This is a genomic window from Paraburkholderia nodosa DSM 21604 (assembly GCF_000519185.1).
GTDB lineage: Bacteria > Pseudomonadota > Gammaproteobacteria > Burkholderiales > Burkholderiaceae > Paraburkholderia > Paraburkholderia nodosa.
This window is the reverse complement of the sequence record NZ_JAFA01000031.1, coordinates 45,053-58,437: the sequence shown is the minus strand read 5'-3', so window position 1 is coordinate 58,437 and position 13,385 is coordinate 45,053. Positions and strand designations below refer to the sequence as shown.

At 61.3% G+C, this 13,385-nt stretch carries 19 protein-coding genes and 1 pseudogene; 10 read left to right on the top strand and 10 right to left on the bottom strand.

The window, feature by feature from the left end; translation table 11 throughout:
- The first annotated feature begins 492 nt into the window (after positions 1–492).
- The 7 genes and pseudogenes from A3CW_RS48260 (at position 493) to A3CW_RS0132725 (ending at position 3,452) form a co-directional block, all read left to right on the top strand.
- A pseudogene (locus A3CW_RS48260) lies at positions 493–1,113 on the top strand (MgtC/SapB family protein).
- Positions 1,114–1,128: 15 nt separating this feature from the next.
- Positions 1,129–1,401, top strand: a complete 273-nt coding sequence (locus tag A3CW_RS0132750) for a hypothetical protein (RefSeq protein WP_028207335.1) — start codon at positions 1,129–1,131, stop codon at positions 1,399–1,401.
- A 294-nt stretch (positions 1,402–1,695) separates the two neighbouring features.
- Positions 1,696–2,244 (top strand): hypothetical protein, encoded by a 549-nt coding sequence (locus tag A3CW_RS0132740; protein ID WP_154678093.1) that lies wholly within the window; start codon positions 1,696–1,698, stop codon positions 2,242–2,244.
- Positions 2,245–2,331: 87 nt separating this feature from the next.
- Positions 2,332–2,619 (top strand): hypothetical protein, encoded by a 288-nt coding sequence (locus tag A3CW_RS48255; protein ID WP_063750884.1) that lies wholly within the window; start codon positions 2,332–2,334, stop codon positions 2,617–2,619.
- 14 nt (positions 2,620–2,633) lie between these two features.
- Positions 2,634–2,792, top strand: coding sequence for a hypothetical protein (locus A3CW_RS53445; protein ID WP_169739128.1), 159 nt, complete (start codon positions 2,634–2,636; stop codon positions 2,790–2,792).
- A 109-nt stretch (positions 2,793–2,901) separates the two neighbouring features.
- A complete protein-coding gene (locus tag A3CW_RS0132730; protein WP_028207333.1) occupies positions 2,902–3,180 on the top strand; it encodes a hypothetical protein in 279 nt (92 codons plus the stop codon).
- A gap of 20 nt (positions 3,181–3,200) precedes the next feature.
- Positions 3,201–3,452 (top strand): hypothetical protein, encoded by a 252-nt coding sequence (locus A3CW_RS0132725; protein ID WP_028207332.1) that lies wholly within the window; start codon positions 3,201–3,203, stop codon positions 3,450–3,452.
- Between the two features lie 39 nt (positions 3,453–3,491).
- On the opposite strand, the gene A3CW_RS0132720 is transcribed toward A3CW_RS0132725, so the two are convergent.
- Positions 3,492–3,839: a hypothetical protein gene (locus A3CW_RS0132720; protein WP_028207331.1), complete on the bottom strand. Its 348-nt coding sequence runs from the start codon at positions 3,837–3,839 to the stop codon at positions 3,492–3,494.
- 176 nt (positions 3,840–4,015) lie between these two features.
- Between A3CW_RS0132720 and A3CW_RS51410 the strand changes: the two genes are divergently transcribed.
- A complete protein-coding gene (locus A3CW_RS51410; RefSeq protein WP_081771912.1) occupies positions 4,016–4,405 on the top strand; it encodes an NUDIX hydrolase in 390 nt (129 codons plus the stop codon).
- 428 nt (positions 4,406–4,833) lie between these two features.
- Here A3CW_RS51410 and A3CW_RS48250 read toward each other — a convergent pair whose 3' ends face one another.
- Entirely contained in the window at positions 4,834–5,274 is a 441-nt protein-coding gene (locus A3CW_RS48250) for a hypothetical protein (protein WP_245623802.1), read from the bottom strand.
- 208 nt (positions 5,275–5,482) lie between these two features.
- Between A3CW_RS48250 and A3CW_RS0132700 the strand changes: the two genes are divergently transcribed.
- The gene (locus A3CW_RS0132700) at positions 5,483–6,145 is read left to right on the top strand and encodes a winged helix-turn-helix domain-containing protein (protein WP_028207329.1); all 663 of its coding nucleotides are present in this window, start codon (positions 5,483–5,485) and stop codon (positions 6,143–6,145) included.
- 214 nt (positions 6,146–6,359) lie between these two features.
- On the opposite strand, the gene A3CW_RS52625 is transcribed toward A3CW_RS0132700, so the two are convergent.
- Entirely contained in the window at positions 6,360–6,569 is a 210-nt protein-coding gene (locus tag A3CW_RS52625) for a hypothetical protein (protein WP_211254108.1), read from the bottom strand.
- Positions 6,570–6,850: 281 nt separating this feature from the next.
- Between A3CW_RS52625 and phoU the strand changes: the two genes are divergently transcribed.
- Positions 6,851–7,558 (top strand): phosphate signaling complex protein PhoU, encoded by a 708-nt coding sequence (gene phoU, locus A3CW_RS0132690; protein ID WP_028207327.1) that lies wholly within the window; start codon positions 6,851–6,853, stop codon positions 7,556–7,558.
- Positions 7,559–7,948: 390 nt separating this feature from the next.
- Here the strand turns inward: phoU and A3CW_RS0132685 are convergent, their stop codons facing one another.
- The 7 genes from A3CW_RS0132685 to A3CW_RS0132655 form a co-directional block, all read right to left on the bottom strand.
- On the bottom strand, positions 7,949–8,941 hold the full coding sequence (locus A3CW_RS0132685) for a MurR/RpiR family transcriptional regulator (RefSeq protein WP_028207326.1): 993 nt from the start codon (positions 8,939–8,941) through the stop codon (positions 7,949–7,951).
- Positions 8,877–9,962 carry a C45 family autoproteolytic acyltransferase/hydolase gene (locus tag A3CW_RS0132680; protein ID WP_028207325.1) on the bottom strand — a complete coding sequence of 362 codons (1,086 nt, stop codon included), beginning with the start codon at positions 9,960–9,962 and terminating at the stop codon, positions 8,877–8,879. The genes A3CW_RS0132685 and A3CW_RS0132680 overlap by 65 nt, the downstream gene beginning before the upstream one ends.
- 10 nt (positions 9,963–9,972) lie before the next feature.
- Positions 9,973–10,710 carry a glutamine ABC transporter ATP-binding protein GlnQ gene (gene glnQ / locus A3CW_RS0132675; RefSeq protein ID WP_028207324.1) on the bottom strand — a complete coding sequence of 246 codons (738 nt, stop codon included), beginning with the start codon at positions 10,708–10,710 and terminating at the stop codon, positions 9,973–9,975.
- Positions 10,707–11,363, bottom strand: coding sequence for a glutamine ABC transporter permease GlnP (gene glnP, locus A3CW_RS0132670; RefSeq protein ID WP_028207323.1), 657 nt, complete (start codon positions 11,361–11,363; stop codon positions 10,707–10,709). The genes glnQ and glnP overlap by 4 nt, the downstream gene beginning before the upstream one ends.
- A gap of 27 nt (positions 11,364–11,390) precedes the next feature.
- Positions 11,391–12,137 (bottom strand): glutamine ABC transporter substrate-binding protein GlnH, encoded by a 747-nt coding sequence (gene glnH, locus A3CW_RS0132665; RefSeq protein ID WP_028207322.1) that lies wholly within the window; start codon positions 12,135–12,137, stop codon positions 11,391–11,393.
- A 393-nt stretch (positions 12,138–12,530) separates the two neighbouring features.
- Positions 12,531–12,707 (bottom strand): hypothetical protein, encoded by a 177-nt coding sequence (locus A3CW_RS52620; RefSeq protein ID WP_154678092.1) that lies wholly within the window; start codon positions 12,705–12,707, stop codon positions 12,531–12,533.
- A 315-nt stretch (positions 12,708–13,022) separates the two neighbouring features.
- Entirely contained in the window at positions 13,023–13,283 is a 261-nt protein-coding gene (locus A3CW_RS0132655; RefSeq protein WP_028207321.1) for a hypothetical protein, read from the bottom strand.
- Between the last annotated feature and the right edge of the window lie 102 nt (positions 13,284–13,385).

The following is a 13,385-nucleotide window of genomic DNA, read 5'->3' as shown; positions in this document are numbered from 1 at the left end:
GCGATGGGAATTGGTGGCAAAGAGTTGGCGCACATGATCGTCAGAAATTTGCGGTGCTTTTATGCCGTTGCTCTAATTGCTTTTTCCACCGCGTGGTGGTCACCGTCTCGAGCGATTCGAATGTGGTACCACGCAAACCTCGTTGCTCAGGCCTCCATGGTTTAGGACCACATATTAAAGTGCGGTCACTTTATATACATCAACGTTGGGCAGCAAGACGAGCAAGGCCTCTACCAAGGCTGACTTCCCGCGATCTGCCGTTTAACGCGATAAAGCAATCTGACCGTGCTGGAGCGCCACCCAGCGGGGAATGCTGCAGGTGAGAGTCGCGTTCCATTTTCGAACGGCGATACGGATCTGAGGCGGGTAGCGTCCGGACAATCGTTCAACCGCCGTGCAGCGCATCGAGGTCGCGTGAAGGGTTAGCTCGCGTGGCCAACTCGCCTCCTTGCATGCCCCTTGGCCAGCAGCTGTGTCACACACAATGTCACAATTCGGTCCGTGCCTGCTGATCGCTGCGCTGCTACGGCAGGTCTGCGCGCACACACGCTCGTCTGCGTCGGGGCCGCGCTGATGATGCTGGTTTCGGCGTTTGGTTTTGCTGTTGTGCTGGGCGAGAAGAACGTCGTGCTGGATCCGTCCCGGGTCGCCGCCCAGGTGGTTTCCGGTATTGGTTTTCTTGGTGCGGGGTCGATACTTCTGCGTGGCGAAGTGGTCCGCGGTCTGACGACGGCGGCGAGCCTCTGATCGGTTGCGGGTATCGGTCTGGCAGTGGGGGGCGGCATGTACACGGCCGCGATCGGCGCGACGGCCATCATCGTGATCATTCTGGTCGGCGTGAAGCCTCTGGAGCGGCGCTTTATTTCCGTGCGTCAGCAGCGCAACATACAACTGCTGGTCGAACACGGTAGTGTCTCGCTTGACTCACTGAACCAGGCGCTTGGCGCGGGTAGCGTTCGCGTCAAGCAGTTCATCGTCCAGCAGTCGGAGGATGACGCCGATCTCGATGATGTGCAGATCGCACTGTCGCGGACGAGCACGAGCGAATTCTCGGCGATTTGCGCGCGGCTCGAAGCCATGTCGGGCGTCCGCGAGTGTCGACGCGAGAAGTAAGGCGGGGAGACTGTCATGACGCGAAGCTACGATTACGAGGGCTTTACGCTTGAGATTTCTGTTGAGTCCGATATCAGCATCGGACCGAAGAGGCTCGAGCCAACCCGGCCGGGATATGTCGCTGTCGTCAGGATATTTCAGGCAGCGAGCACGCTCGCCGTCTTTTCGCCGTTGCGCGTCGGTGAAGCGGGCGGCAGGCCCTTCGCAACGGAGGCCGACGCGCTCATGGGTGGATACAGCGCTGCGCGCAAGATCGTTGATGACCTGTTCTGTCATGACCGGCATTGAATCCTGATCGATCCGCCTTGCGGCTGGAACGGTCGAAACCGGTGCGCTCGCAACGTCGGGGCGGCGCTTTGCGATGGCGCTCTGTGAATGCGCATCAAGCCAACGTCGTGTCCGGTCACCACGCCCGCCCGTTCTCACATATTGGGGAAACTCCTGGACAATACGGATTCATGGCGCAGATTTAACAAAGTTAGGATGAAGCCTCTAGATTGATCGGCGAGGCGTCGCGCAGCGCAGGTTCGCGCACGCCGGCATGCCGACGATCGGCCGCGGTGGCAGCGGCCACGCCTGTTGGTGAGCACCTGGAGCCAATTCGTTAGTAATCCTGAAGAAAAATCATTTGCCACAACTGCAGCCCGTGCGGCTGCGTTCCCCTTCCTTGCCGGCCATCTGGTTGCCGGTTTCAGTGAACTCGCGCGGCTAAACCTCTTGATGTACGCAGCGGTCCTCGCCGGCGCCCAGAACAGGCGCGAGAGCACGCAGCCGCCGCAGGCGCTGGGGCCGTGCGCCTTGAACCCGGCCGGCAGGCTGCCGCCGTTTGTCGTGCGGTTCGCCGCACACGCCAGCGCCGTGATGGACATGACGCTGCAGACGTCGGTTGCGCTAAACCGTTTTGCCCTTGATGGCTATGTTGAAACGGTCCGGCACGCGTCAGCGGCCATCACTGCGATGGTCAGGAGCGTTCGGGCCGCCAACGCAATGACCACGCTGCCTCCCGACGATTCGGTTTGCGCCGTCGCCGCGATGCCCACTGCTGCCATGCAGGACAGCGCGCGCAAGGATGCAGACCACGTCGCAGGCGTGGCGCCGACAGGCCGCAGGCGGCGAACTCAGTCGCGCTAATCCTGCCCGTCGTCCGGATAGCCGTTTCCCGGTGGATCGCCACTGGATACCGACTTCTTTCTCACCATCCCAACGTCAGGGAATGCCATGCTGAGCCCCCACGAACTTGCCACGTTGATGCTGGTCAAGGATGCCCCTGAACGGATGGAGGCGGACCGCCTGGAACTCGGCGCGCTTCGCGCGCTTGAGCTGATTGCGATTGACCCGCCCGAAGCGGGCCTGCCGATTCCTCGCGTGACCCCGCAGGGCGACGCAGTCCTGCGGGCGATTGCCCGGGCGCGCTGTGCGCGGGCACATTGCCGATGGCCTGTCACCGCGACGGACTATATTCACGATGCGTGCCGCCTGGAGTATGAGGCGGAGATCCGGGTCTAACTGGGGAAGCTGACATGGACCAAACCTGGCTGGGTATGGCTGCCGGCACGATCGTGCTTGTTATCGCAGGGGTCGGCGTGACTGCACACTATCTCCGTGAGCGGCGTCGGGCTGATTTGCTGCGCAATCTCGATCACCATGAATGGTGGCAACCCACCCGATCACGACGTTGAGTGTCGTCGGGGGTAGCACGGCACAGCCTGCACGTGAGACGGCTCCGACGGCGGAAGCAGAGTGCACACAAGAACGAACACGCCGGATACAAACGGCAGGGAATCAAGCGTGAGCGACGAATTTGCTGAACGGGATCTGGCGCATATCGGGAGCGTACTAAGCCATCTCGAGCACCTGGCCGATGGCGTTCGCGAGATCGAAACAGGGGCGATGTTCAACCTGAACTACTGGCGGGACAGGGTCAGTGCGATACTGGCCATGCCTCTGCTACCGATGCACATTGAGAAACAGGCAAAGGACCTGCTGGGTCGCCTCGATCGACTTGAGAGACCCGGCCCTTGCACCAAGGCCAGCGGCGGCGCAGAGTCGTGGTTCCCGGCGCATTGAGAGGCCGGTGGGCAATCACAATGACGCCAACCCCTCTGTACGAGATTGAGCCCAGGGTCCTCGTGAGTGGCTCGCCTGGCGAGGCCGACCGCTTCCTGGTGGCAGTGCTGTTTGGCACGCGCGAAAATTTGATCCCGGTCGAGTATGTCCTGAACTGGATGAAGCTGTTTCACGAGCGTGGCGACGACTTTGCATCCCGCGCTGCGACGTGCCAGTACTGGCTTTACGAGCACCACCGCGGCTACATACCTGACCCGCCCTCAGCGAACTGAGGGCGCGTATCCTTCACACGAATTTGCCACTACAGCCTGTCAGGGATTCCCGTCGCTTTCCTGACTGGACGATGCGCTGTGATCGCGCAATAGCTTGCCCCTGGCGAACCGGGCTTTTGCCTGAACGGCGAATTCATGCAACTCGCGGCGCATGTACCACGGCCACCATGCGAGATGATAGAAAAGCAGACAGCCACCACGGGCGCCGTGGCGCCACCTGTGCGGCACGCCGTCAGCGGGGAAGTCCGCAAGCGTGCGGTAGCCCAGGCAGCAGACGCCGATCGACATCCAGGCAATGGCGATGACGAGCGTCGGAACAGAAAGTGCGCAGGCGATAACGAAAATGCCGAGGGGCGTACAGATTTCGAACGACGAGCGGGTTCTCATGGCCTTTTCTCCCCGTCAGCATGGTGTGCTCGATGCGTTAGCGTATTGCCGGCGCTTGACGTGCAGGCTGCTGCGCCATACCGGTGAAGGCCCCGGCCAGTAACCGGGTGCCGGCCTCCCTCAGTGACGCTTCGATTCGTCTAAAAAATATAGCACTTGCAGTGAGACCTGGAATCATGAAAGAACGAGCCACCCTCGTGTGCTGGCAACACGGAAAGGTCCTTCTTGTCGAACGCGGACGGGCAGGATGGTCGCTGCCCGGCGGCACGATCCAGCGGGGCGAGTCTCCGGCGGATGCTGCCCGGCGGGAACTCATTGAAGAGACGACGCTCGAGGGCTGCGAACTGGGTTGTCTCTTCCAGTTCGGAGGTCTGAACAAACGGCATCACGTCTTTTTCTCGTTGTTACCCGATGGCGCGAGGCCTGTGCCGGGCAATGAAATCCTGGGATGCCGGTGGTTTCGTCCCGGGAAGGTGGCGACGCTCATCACCAGCGTGCCGACGCGCGAGATCATCAATCTCCTGTTCAGTCACGTGGCGACGGCGCGTGGCCTCGTTTCCGCTTAGGCAGCCTGGCGGAACAGCGTCGCGCTATTGGCGGATGCGGGACATGAGCCGGGCTCAAAAAGCCGGCTTTCGTCACCTGGCAGCGAGAGCTTTATCCGGTATCCGCGCGCCGTGCGCAATGACATGCAGCCTCGCGCCACGTGGTCAAGAGGCCCTTGTACTCAAAGATGCGTTTACCTGCATAAAGCGTCATCAGTGCGAAGACGCCTTTTCCGTGGATGGGTGATCTTCGAACCGAAACACGTTTCATGCTGGCAGGGGGGACTGGGGGACTGGCATGGAGTTTAGCCGGGCGAAATGTCACTTTCGCATCGAAGCACGTCTTCGTGCATTGATGAACTCGCGCTCGCATCCGGCAACCGTATGGGCTTGCCGTGGCGTCACCCTGGGCTCCGGCGCTGTGGCGGCGGATGATCAATGCGAGGCCGTCACGTTGCGGCGAGCATCATCTGCCTTTCGAGGTATTCGCTGGCGCGGGCGACGATCTCGACGCGGGTCGTGGCGAGCTGGCGATCATACTCGTTCACCACGGTCGTGAGTTCGCTGATCAGCGAATCCGGGATATTCCATTCTCCCGTCCTGTCTGCGTCGACGAGTACGTCGCCCAGAATCTGCTCGACGCGGTCAATGTCGTGGATGTCGAGCCTGTCGAGTCCAGCGCGGGTAATGTAGCCGGTGATAAGTACGATCTGGGACATGTGATTGATTAATGACCGACCGGCCTCGCCGTTGCGCAGCCGCTCGAGCGCGATCCGCGTGCGTAGCGCAAGACTGGATGCGTCGCGCTGGGACATTGGAAGGAACAGTGCTTTCGATAGAGCCCTTGAAGACGGCTGGTGAAGGGAGCGAGGCTTGTTGTTGCTGGACATGTCCAGGTCTCCTGCGCGTGAAGTCTGAATCCGCCACGTTCCTGGCGTTTCCCTCGTGGAGCATCGAGGTCGCTCAAATGAATGGCTGGGCTCAGTATTCCGGCGCATTGTCGGCAGCAGGAGCTTAAGGGATGCTTAAGCGGGCGTTAAGCGATGCGCGTCGACAATGAAGGCGTTTCAGGGGAGGCGTTTCAAGGGAGGCCGCACCATGCGCCTGCTGCTGGTGGGAGATGACGGGATGCTCGCCGGGTCCGTGGCGGAGACGATGCGGTGCGCGGGACATACGATCGACTGGGTGCGCGACTGGCACGAGGCGGAATTGTCGCTTCGAGACGGAGCGTACGACCTGATTGTGCTCGACCTGAGTATGCCTGGCAACGAGGGGCTCGATCTGCTGAACCATTACCGGCGGCGAGGTGGTCGCGCCCAGGTGATTATCCTGACGGCCCGGGATGCGGTGGCAACTCGTATTGACGCACTCGACGCGGGTGTGGACGATGACCTGATCAAGCCCATTGACCTTGACGAGCTCGCGGCACGCGTACGGGCGCTGATGCGCCGTCGGACCGGGCAGGCAGCGGGAGTCTACGCACACGATGGTCTTGTGCTGAATCACGCCTCTCATGAGGCGACCCTGCATGGAGCGGTGCTCGACCTGGTGCCGCGCGAATTCAGTCTGCTGAGGGCGCTCATCGAAGAACCAGAACGGGTTTTCACCCATCATGAACTTCTGGGGAAGGTCTACGGCCCGGACGACGAAATCGACAGCAATGCGATTGAAGTCCATGTACATCGTCTGCGGCAGAAGATCGGCGCAGAGCGGATCGTGACGGTTCGGGGCGTCGGTTATCGTCTGAGTAAGCTCACATGACACAGTGATAAACCCGTACCAGTGCAGACGACGGCAGCGCAACATCGAATGACTGCACTTGCACGATCAGTGCCGTGCCTTGCCGCCGCGTTTGCATCGGAGGGCGAGCCGTAACCGTTCCCGCCGCTCTCCCGCAGGCCGCAGCAAGCCAGGTGCGGCGCCGCCTCGCACGCCGCGGGCTGTCAATGTGCGACCGTCTGGTCGCGTGCTCGGCTTACCTCGATTTCGGTGGCCGGCCGGTCTTGACCGGCTCGACCGCCCTGATCGCCGCAAGAAGCCGTTTCGTCGGCTCAGATGCCAGCAGAAGCAGCCCCGCGCGGACGAGTTCGCTCTTTTTCACGGCCACGCCCGCATCGAGGCACCGCTGCTTGAGTATCGTGAGCTGTTCGTAATCCTCCCTGGGCATCGTGAAGGTGTCGCGCACGACCTTGTCCTGTTTGACATGCTCCCTGCGGTGTCGGGCAACGCGTCGGGGAGGGTCCTCAGCAGGCGTGGTCTTTCGGCCCTGTAACTTCGACGCCGCCCGTGGAGTCGTCGCAGTCTTGACCGACTTACCGCTGGCCATTGCCTCGCTGGTGCCCTCGGCTGGCGACGCATGTGGCCGCTTGCCGCTTCTGTCCCTGGTAGCCTGTGTTTTCATGGGTTTTTCAGGTTTGACAAACCGTACAAACAGTTTATCGTCTTTTTGGTAAGGAGGCGTTTTCCATGCCAGACAAGCACATTTCCAGCCAGTTCGATGCTGACCTTGAACACCTGTCGTCGAGGTTCTTTGAGATGGGGGGACTGGTTGAATCACAGTTGACCGATGCGATGGAGGCGCTCAGCCACTTCGACCTGGGTCTGGTCGAGAAGGTGATTGATGAGGAGCATCGACTCAATACGATGGAAGTCGAGATCGATGCCGAGTGCAGCAACGTCATCGCGCGGCGTCAGCCCATCGCGTCCGACCTGCGTCGACTGTTGGCCTTCTCCAAGGGAATCAGCAACCTCGAGCGCGCAGGCGATGAAGCACGCAAGATCGCAAAGCGGGCGAGCCGGATCGCGAATGACGCTGCGGGCAGGAACATGAATATCGCGGAAATCCGGTCATCCGGTCAGATGGCAGGAATCATCTTCCACAACGCACTCGCAGCATTCGCGCGACTCGATACGGTTGAGGCAGCCCGGATCATGCGTGAGGATGAGGCGATCGATGAGCAGTACCGCGCATTTGTGCGCAAGCTGCCAGCATACATGGCGGAAAATCCCCGCATCATCTCTTCCGCGCTCGACTACGTGTCCATTGCGGCGGCCATCGAACGGATCGGCGACCATGCGAAGAACCTGGCGGAGCTCGTCATATACGTAGTCAAGGGCAAGGATCTCCGTCACGTTTCGCGCGCTCAGTTCGAGCACGAGGCTCAGAATGATTGAGACGAGTACATTCCGCTGCCTGCCGGGTGTCGGCCCGGTGCCACTTTCGGGATGATCAAGAGCTCCCGCGACAACTTCGTCACGGCTCGCCGCGCGATTTGGCGGTCTCCAGTCGCCGGCGAGTTCTGTTTGCCGGTCATATCGTGATGGCGGCTGCGCGTAACGAGCGAAGGTCCTGTCAGAGCCGTTGTGCGTGTGTGGCACCTGCCAGACACAGCAGTGTGACGGTCATGCGGCGGTTTCGAATCAGTTTATGACCGCGAGTTCATTGCCATTTGAAGCCAGAGCTGGAGCCGCCGCTAGCGAAAGAGGGGCCCGACAAGAATCTTTCGAAAGCGATAGTCACCACTCAGCTCTCGCCGTCGCGAAATCGCGCGACCTGAAAATCCGTCAATCACGCTCGATGCCCAATGCCGAAATCAGCCGCTCACGCCGTGACAGCGCCTCTAGCGAGCGCTTGCCAAGATGCGTCGCGACGAGGTTGAGCAAGCCTTCGCAGAAGATCAGATACGCGCCCATGCTGTTGCTGAAGAAACTGCTGTCGTGCGGAATCAGAAAGGCGTGGCGTGCGGGCGGCACGAGCGGCGAGGCGAGCGTATCCGTGATCGCGATCACGGTCATGCCGGCCTCGGCGGCTGCCGCAGCGGCCTCGGCGACGCTGCGCGTATAGGGTGCTACGCTGGTCACGACGACCACATCGCCTGGCTGCAGCTGTGCAAGGCCTTCGGCGACGCCGAGCCCCTGCGCATCGAGCAGCGCGACATCGGTGCGGATCATGCCGAGGCCATAGCACAGGAAACTCGCAAGCGCGCTGAACTGCCGCAAACCATGCACGCGCACGCGCGGCGCATCGGCGAGCAAGGTCGACGCGCCACGCAGATCGACGGGCGACAGTCGAGCGAGGAACGTCTCGACATTGCCGATCGATTCATGCGCGAGTTGCGCGACGACATCGACTTCAGGCGATCCCGCGGCATCGGCGCCGGCAAGCGCGCCAGTCTTCTGCCCGGACACGAGCCGTTCCGCCTGATGCGTGTAGAAATGCCGATGCCGCTGCGCAAGAGAGTCGCGGAACACATTCTGGAAGTCCGCAAAGCCCGTGTAGCCGAGTTTCGTGCTCAGGCGCGTCAGTGTGGATGCGTTCACGTCGAGCGCCGTCGCGAGATCGGTGATCGTGCGCACGGCCACTTCCTCCGGACGTTCGAGCAGCCACGCCAGCACCGCATGGGCCTTGCTGCCGAGCGATAGACCCGCCTCGGCGCGGCCGATGCGCACCAGCAGATCGCGCAGCCCATCGACGCTGCGCGGCGCGCTCGCTTCAGGCGCGCTCGCGTCGTCCTTGTGCGCCGGCTTGCGGCGCTTCGTGCGTGGGTTTGTGTCCATTGATCAATCGGTATCGGGGCGGCGTCCCAGGCTGTTCATAAACGTCCCATTCTATGTGAGACGCCGCGATCACGATATCGGCGGTTGCGAGCGTATTCTCGTCGTCGGGATCATCGGGGTCGGCGCGATAGATCGGCCGCGACACGTCGTGGGTGTCGGCAAGGATGGCGAGCGGATCGGGCGCGTGGCCACCTTCGCGCGCGTCGTGCAATAGTGCATCGCCACGTGTCTGCCGGTGCCGCGACGAATCCGTCACGACCTGAGCAAAGCCTCGCATGGACGGATGAATCGCATGATTCGCGTGCACCGACGGCTGCGCGATCTCCTGCACGGAACAACCGTGCGAGCTGTATTCGACACTCAGCAACGCGGCGCTTGCGCAATGCGCAAGCGTCAGATGGAAACCGCCCGCGCGCGGGTTGTCGCGCACCACGGCAACGGCCGCATCGAGATCGTGTGCATCCAGCACGGCGCGCGTGAGCACCATACGCGGTACGCCGGCTTCTATCTGGCGCACTCGCAGATTGTTCACGGTGACGGCGAGCCCGGCGTCCGTCACGGCAAACGTGTGGCCCGGCAGCGAGCCCGGATACACGAAGGCCGCAAAACCCGGGCTACCGTCGATACGGCACGCGGCAATCGCACAATGTCCCGCGAAGCCGGGATCGCCGTCTTCGTTGTGACAGATGCGCCGGCGATCGACGCAAGGCAACTGCACAGTCGTGCAGCCATCGGGCGACGCAGCCAAAACATCGCCGCGACAGTTCCAGAGGAACACATCTTCGAAGGCCAGTCCGAGACCAACGGCCAGCCCCTGCAGTTCCGCCCAGATACGCGGAAAGCGCTGCTGCGTATGCGCGGCGAGCGAAGCGGCGAGCGGCGTGCCTCGCCACTGCATCACGTCGCGCCAGGCTGCCGAGTGCACCAGATGACGATGCACAGCCAACGCGCCAAAACGCCCCAGCGTCTCGCCCGCGTCGAACGGCGAGCCGGAAATTTCGATGAATCCAGTTGCAGGCATGAGTGCGGGATCATTCGACGTGTTGAAGGAAATCGCGCAGGCGCTGATTCGGCGGGTTGTCGAGCAGTTGCGCGGGCGGTCCGTCGACGGTGATGTGGCCGTGCTCCATGAAGATCAGCCGCGTGCCGACCTTGCGTGCGAACGTCATTTCGTGCGTCACGACGACCATCGTCATGCCTTCCTCCGCCAACGACTGCATCACGCGCAGCACTTCCTGACGCAGTTCGGGATCGAGCGCGGAAGTCGGCTCGTCGAACAGCATCAGCTTCGGCTTGACGGCCAGTGCACGCGCAATCGCGACGCGTTGCTGCTGGCCGCCCGACAATTCGCTTGCGTAGTGACCGACGCGGCCCGCCAGGCCCACTTTCGTGAGCAGCTCGTGCGCGAGCGTTTCCGCTTCGGCCTTGCGCATGCCGCGCACCTGACGCGGGCCGAATGCGACGTTTTCGAGCGCCGTCAGTTGCGGGAACAGGTTGAACTGCTGGAACACCATGCCCGCCTCGCGCCGAATCTCGCGCACTTTCTTCGAGCCGTCGAGTACGCTGATGCCATCGACGATCAGATCGCCGCCGTCGATCTGTTCCAGCGCGTTGATACAACGCAGCAGCGTCGACTTGCCCGAACCCGACGGGCCGATCAGCACCACGACTTCGCCGGCGCGAATGTTCAGATCGACGCCATCTAGCACGACGGTCTGACCGAAGCGCTTCGTCACCTGCTTGAACTGCACCATATCGAGCGCGCTCATAGTATCCGCATCCTCCTTTCCATCGTGCGCAGACAGAACGTCAGCACGCCGATCATGCACAGATAGATCGCGGCCACGGCCGTCCAGATTTCAACAGCCCGAAAATTCGCCGCCATGATTTCCTGACCCTGACGCGTGAGTTCACCTACGCCGATCACGATGAAGAGCGACGTATCCTTCAGGCTCACGATGAACTGATTGCCAAGCGCAGGCGTCATGCGGCGAATCGCAACGGGCCCGACGACGAATCCGAGCACGCGCCACATCGGCATGCCGAGCGCGAGTCCCGCTTCCTTCAACCCGCGCGGCACCGACAGGAACGAGCCGCGCACGATCTCGGCGATATACGCGCCCGAATTGACGATGATCGATACGATGGCGGCCGTCAACGCATCGACGCGCACGTTCAGCAGCACGGGCAGCGCGAAGTAGATGAACATTACCTGCACGACGATCGGCGTGCCGCGCACGAATTCGACGTACGCGAACGCGATCTTCTGCAGGAATGGGTTCCCGTACGCGCGCATCAGGCCGAACAGAAAGCCGACCGCCAGGCCTCCCACAAGGCCGGCGATGGTGATGAGCACCGTCAACTGTGCGCCCTGTAACAGCGCCGGCAACGCATCGACGACGACTGAAAGATCGAACTGCATGACTTGTCTCCCGCAGCCGTTGTCTTATCAGGACTTCGTCGGCTCGACGCCGAACCATTTCTTGTAGATCGCCGCATAACGACCGTCAGCCTTGATCTTCGCGAGCGCCGCATTCACCTTCGGCACGAGCGGGCTGCCCTTCGGGAAGGCGATGCCGTACTGCTGCGCCATCATCTGCGGACCGACCGCCTTCACGTGACCCTTGCCCGCCGTGTTGATGTAGTAGAGAACGTTCGGCGTGTCGTGCATCGCTGCGTCGACGCGTCCCGTCTGCAACTCCAGATACGCGTTGTCGATGTTCGGGAACTGGCGCAGATCGGTGCCCGCGAAGTGTGCCTTGGCGTAATCCGCCGCCGACGTGCCCGTCTTGATGGCGAGCGACTTGCCTTTCAGGTCGTCAGGGCCCTTGATCGTGCTGGTGGCCGGCACCATCAGCGTGAAGCCGCTGTCGTAGTAGCCATCGGAGAAGTCGATCACTTTCTTGCGCTCGTCCTTGATCGTGATGCCCGCGAGCGCGACGTCAACGTTACGCGTTTGCAGCGCAGGCAGGATGCCGCTGAAATCCATCGGCTGCAGCTTGTAGTCGAGCTTCAGGTCCTTCGCGATGGCTTCCCACAAATCGATGTCGAAGCCGACGTATTTGTCACCCTGCTTGAATTCGAACGGCACGAACGCCGTGTCGCAGGCGACCAGCAAGGTCTCGGCCCGAGCGGCATGACCGAGGACGGAAACGGCGACGAGTGCAGCCGCGGCGAGCTTTGCTACGAGTTTCATGATGGCCTCTTCGGGAGTGGGTTGACAATCAACGGCAAGTGGATTTGCGTCGAGTATCTTCGCGCAATTTAATTTGCGCAATAGGGGTGTGCGCAATTTGCCTCGCGAATTGGGTTTACCCTGGAAGCGCTGAGAGGGTCAGGCGGCGCGGTTGAGGTTTGTGCGCAGCATCACGGTGCAATCGCCAGGAGACGTGCTTCGCAGTGAACGTCTTCTTAGGGAAACTGCCGCTTCAGCCTTGCCAGGAGGCCCGCAGCGAGAAGTTGCGCGACGCACAACGATAGATACAATTTTGCTTGCGTGAGTGTCGGCCTTGCCCGCATCGAGCACCGACATCGGCCATAGCATCGCAGAACCGCCATCCACCGCAATGACCTTTCCGCACGACGGTGACTAGACGCGGCAATTGCATCGCGTGAGCTTGCGATAGATCTGAAGCGCCAGCCCGCCGACCACCACGATCAAGGCGCGACCGATACTCGAGTCGACACTCGCCATGACCTCGGTGAGATAGATCGCGGCTCCTGCTACCAGGGGATGAAAAAGCCCCTTACTATGAAGTTCATCCATTTGAACTCTCCAACGTATAGACCGCGGCCGGACAGCCCGCGCAATGCCTTTCCACTTGATACCGAACGCGGCGTTCTCGCTGATGCGCTGCAATGTTTCGCATACCTGATTTTGTCTTTCCATGATCGATCACTCGTCCTGTTTAGCTAGTGCACCGTTCTTGTTCCTCTTTCCCGAGGATGTAGGCGAATCTTAGCGATCGCATGAGCGCGATTCAATTACCTCATGGGTAATCGAGAAGCTTCGTTCAAGCGGGGGAAAGTGCGGGCACGGTGTGGCTCAGTCGGCCCCATCGAATTCGTCTGCAGGTGTTGTTCAGTCAGCCACCACTCCGACATGCACCGCATCTTCGTAAGCCTGCGATAGCAGATCCTCGGTTCCGAAGAAATCGTTGGCACTTTCGTGCCGCCGGGTGCGGTCCGGCTCTCCATCGCGATTGCACGAAAAGAGGAATTTGTAGGGGGACGAAGGTGCCATCGGTGGACTCACGTCGTTCATGACTGGCTCCCGTCCTTCAACGGTCGCCGCTGCAGGATCGCGAAAGAGAGTGCGACTGAAACCGCGCGTGTATTGCATGGAGAACTCCTTCGCAAACCAGTAGCATGACTAAATATTGTCAAACCCGGGGTAAGCATCTGATGCGCCGCGGTTGGCTTGTGTTGCACCGTGGCCGATCGC

Bases quoted from the DNA above. Each gene is read 5' to 3' on its own strand.
- A3CW_RS0132750 (WP_028207335.1), top strand. From the start codon at position 1,129: ATGACGCGAAGCTACGATTACGAGGGCTTTACGCTTGAGATTTCTGTT.
- A3CW_RS48255 (WP_063750884.1), top strand. From the start codon at position 2,332: ATGCTGAGCCCCCACGAACTTGCCACGTTGATGCTGGTCAAGGATGCC.
- A3CW_RS53445 (WP_169739128.1), top strand. From the start codon at position 2,634: ATGGACCAAACCTGGCTGGGTATGGCTGCCGGCACGATCGTGCTTGTT.
- A3CW_RS0132725 (WP_028207332.1), top strand. From the start codon at position 3,201: ATGACGCCAACCCCTCTGTACGAGATTGAGCCCAGGGTCCTCGTGAGT.
- A3CW_RS0132720 (WP_028207331.1), bottom strand. From the start codon at position 3,839: ATGAGAACCCGCTCGTCGTTCGAAATCTGTACGCCCCTCGGCATTTTC.
- A3CW_RS51410 (WP_081771912.1), top strand. From the start codon at position 4,016: ATGAAAGAACGAGCCACCCTCGTGTGCTGGCAACACGGAAAGGTCCTT.
- A3CW_RS48250 (WP_245623802.1), bottom strand. From the start codon at position 5,274: ATGTCCAGCAACAACAAGCCTCGCTCCCTTCACCAGCCGTCTTCAAGG.
- A3CW_RS0132700 (WP_028207329.1), top strand. From the start codon at position 5,483: ATGCGCCTGCTGCTGGTGGGAGATGACGGGATGCTCGCCGGGTCCGTG.
- phoU (WP_028207327.1), top strand. From the start codon at position 6,851: ATGCCAGACAAGCACATTTCCAGCCAGTTCGATGCTGACCTTGAACAC.
- A3CW_RS0132685 (WP_028207326.1), bottom strand. From the start codon at position 8,941: ATGGACACAAACCCACGCACGAAGCGCCGCAAGCCGGCGCACAAGGAC.
- A3CW_RS0132680 (WP_028207325.1), bottom strand. From the start codon at position 9,962: ATGCCTGCAACTGGATTCATCGAAATTTCCGGCTCGCCGTTCGACGCG.
- glnQ (WP_028207324.1), bottom strand. From the start codon at position 10,710: ATGAGCGCGCTCGATATGGTGCAGTTCAAGCAGGTGACGAAGCGCTTC.
- glnP (WP_028207323.1), bottom strand. From the start codon at position 11,363: ATGCAGTTCGATCTTTCAGTCGTCGTCGATGCGTTGCCGGCGCTGTTA.
- glnH (WP_028207322.1), bottom strand. From the start codon at position 12,137: ATGAAACTCGTAGCAAAGCTCGCCGCGGCTGCACTCGTCGCCGTTTCC.
- A3CW_RS52620 (WP_154678092.1), bottom strand. From the start codon at position 12,707: ATGGATGAACTTCATAGTAAGGGGCTTTTTCATCCCCTGGTAGCAGGA.
- A3CW_RS0132655 (WP_028207321.1), bottom strand. From the start codon at position 13,283: ATGCAATACACGCGCGGTTTCAGTCGCACTCTCTTTCGCGATCCTGCA.